This is a genomic window from Halomonas sp. (genome assembly GCF_041689495.1).
GTDB lineage: Bacteria > Pseudomonadota > Gammaproteobacteria > Pseudomonadales > Halomonadaceae > Halomonas.
In genome coordinates this window covers 1-2,808 of sequence record NZ_JBDNGD010000170.1, presented here as the reverse complement: position 1 = coordinate 2,808, position 2,808 = coordinate 1, and the positions used below count along the sequence as shown (strand labels likewise).

Here is a 2,808-nt window from a genome sequence, read left to right as displayed (position 1 = left end):
GCGCGAGACAGGGCGATCTTCTGCCACTGGCCACCGGAGAGTTCCTGGCCGCCCTTGAACCAGCGACCCAGCTGGGTGTGGTAGCCATGGGGCATGTCGGAGATGAAGTCATCGGATAGGCCCCGTCGGGCGGCCTCCTGCCACCGGTTCTCGTCATAGAAGGCGGTGACGTCGCCGGCTCCCAGGTTCTCGCCGACCTTCAGTTGGTAGCGAACGAAGTCCTGGAAGATCACCCCGATACGCTGACGCAACGTCTGGACGTCCCAGTCGCGCAGGTCGCTGCCATCCAGGAGGATGCGTCCCAGGGTGGGTTCATAAAGCCGGGTGAGCAGCTTGATCAGTGTGGTCTTGCCGGAGCCGTTGGCACCCACCATGGCGAGGCTGTGACCGGGTGTCAGATGCAACGAAATACCCGATAGGGCCGGTGACTGGGCCCCGGGGTAGGTGAAACCGACATTCTCGAAGCGAATGCCGTCGCCTGGTATCTCGCCTCGGGTCAGGGTGCCACGATCGGCGGGCACCGGCTGTTCGAGGTACTCGTAGAGATTCGACAGGTAGAGGTTGTCTTCATACATGCCGCTGATGGCGGTGAGACTCGCCGACAGCGCCCCTTGCCCCTGCTTGAAGACCATCAGATACATGGTCATCTCGCCCAGGCTCAGGCCTCCGCCGATGGTTTCCACCACCACCCAGGCATAGGCGCCGTAGAAGGCGAGGGTTCCCACAAGCCCGAGCATGAATCCCCAGCTCTCGCGGCGCAGGGTCAGGCGGCGGTCCTCGCCATAGAGGGTGTCGAAGATCTTGCGGTAGCGGTCCAGCAGGAGTGGTTCCAGGCCGAACAGCTTGACCTCCTTTATGCTGTCCTCCCGGGCCAGCACCGTCTCCAGGTACATCTGCATGCGGGTCTGGGGAGAGCGCCAGCGGAACAGCCGGAAGGCGTCGCCCGAGAACTTGGCCTCGGAGACGAACACCGGCAGGGCGCCGATCAGCAGGATGAGAATCGCCCAGGGTGAGAACTGCACCAGCAACACGCCGAAGCTGGCCAGGGAGATGGCGTTCTGCAGCAGGCTGAAGGTCTTGTTGACCAGCCCCAGCGGGCGGATCGAGGCCTCACGCCGTGCCCGGGTCAACTTGTCGTAGAACTCCGAATCCTCGAACTGGGCCATCGACAGGGTGCCGGCCTTCTCGAGGATCATGACATTGACCTTCTGGCCGAGCAGCGCCCGCAACAGGGATTGCTGGGCCGATAATCCTCGCTGTGCCAGGGCGATGACCATGATCACGCCGGCCTCGGCGAGCACATAGCGCAGCACCGGCCAGCTGCTTTCCAGGGTCAGGGGCGCGCCGGATTCGCGATGGTAGGCCATGGCCTCGACCACCGAGTCGACGATCAACTGGCCGATCCACGCCGCCACCGCCGGAAGGACCCCGGCGACCAGGGTGCAGAGGGCAAGCCCGAGGGTCAGTAAGGGCGAGGTCTGCCAGACCAGCTCCAGTGCGCGGCGACTGTAGCGGAAGACGCCGAAGAAGGTGCTCAGCCGGCCGGCCTGGGGCGAGGCAGGCACCGGGTTGGGGGATGACACGGACAGTCTCCACGGATCGGATGGCGGGGCCTATTCGGCCTCTAATCGAGCCTCGGTATCGATAAACGGCCGGGGTTCAACGAAAAGCGCCCCGCACAGGGCGGGGCGCAGTAACGGGTCCTGCCAGGACTCAGCTGTCGTCGTCTTCAGGCTCGACTTGCGCACTGGCGACCACGGTACCGGTCTCGCCGCTCTCGAGCGCCGCCAGCAAGGGTTCCGCCTGACGCTGGAAGGCTATCAGCTGTTCACCCTGAAGGCTCTGGTTTTCCGGAAGTGCCACCTTCATGGCATTCACCTGAGTGTTGTTGACCAGGACCTCGTAGTGGAGGTGAGGGCCCGTGCTGCGCCCGGTGTTGCCGGAGAGGGCGACTCTCTCGCCCATGGCGACGCGCTGGCCACTACTGACCAGGGGTTTAGACAGATGCAGGTAACGCGTCTTGTAGCCGTTGTCGTGGCGGATGACCACATAACGGCCTGCCCCTGGATGATTGCCGACCTTCTCCACGTGGCCATTGGCCGGGGTCTGGACGCTGGTCCCGATGGGCATGGCGAAGTCGGTACCCTTGTGAGGTCTGACCCGTCCGGTAACGGGGTGCTTGCGAGTCGGATTGAAGTTGGAGCTGAGGCGATAGCGCCCATCGAAGGGATAGCGATTGAAGGCCGGATCGAGACTATTGCCATCCGGCGTATAGAAGGTGTTGTCGCTGTCGTTGCGAACCACGGTCAAATTCATGCGTTCTCCCTGGTACTGTACTGCCAGTACACGGGAGTCGAGACTCTGACCGTCGATGACGTCGGATTCCATCAGCACCTGAAAATGATCGCCGCGACGGGTGTCGCGGCGAAAGTCGAGTTTCTTGTTCAGCAGGCGCGATAGTTGACTGACCTCGGCGCTGGAAAGGCCAGTGGCCTGGGCCGAGCGGGCGAAGCTGCCGCTGACGGTGCCGGCGAAGAGACGCTGGGTGGGCTCGCCGGAGCGCTCGATGGTGGTGACGTCATAGGCTCCCTCATCGCGTTCCACCATGACGCCGCGACGGACATCGCGCATGATCTTCATGGAGAGGAGTCTGCCTTCCTCGTCCAATTGGTAATCAAAGCTGTCTCCGACCCGCCAGCGGGTGAGAATATTCTGGTCGGGAACCTGCTCGAGCAGAGCCAGGACCTCGCTGTAACCGAGTCCAAGATATTGCTGGGCTATCACGGCAAGGGTATCCCCCCGCTGGAT

2 protein-coding genes are annotated in these 2,808 nt (G+C 63.1%); both read right to left on the bottom strand.

Annotation, left to right across the window (positions count from 1 at the left end):
• Positions 1-1,583: ABC transporter ATP-binding protein (locus tag ACESMD_RS05890; protein WP_372611226.1), on the bottom strand; the 1,583-nt coding region annotated here is incomplete at its 3' end.
• Between the two features lie 130 nt (positions 1,584-1,713).
• Positions 1,714-2,808 (bottom strand): peptidoglycan DD-metalloendopeptidase family protein (locus ACESMD_RS05885; RefSeq protein WP_372611224.1); only part of this gene is annotated, 1,095 nt, incomplete at its 5' end.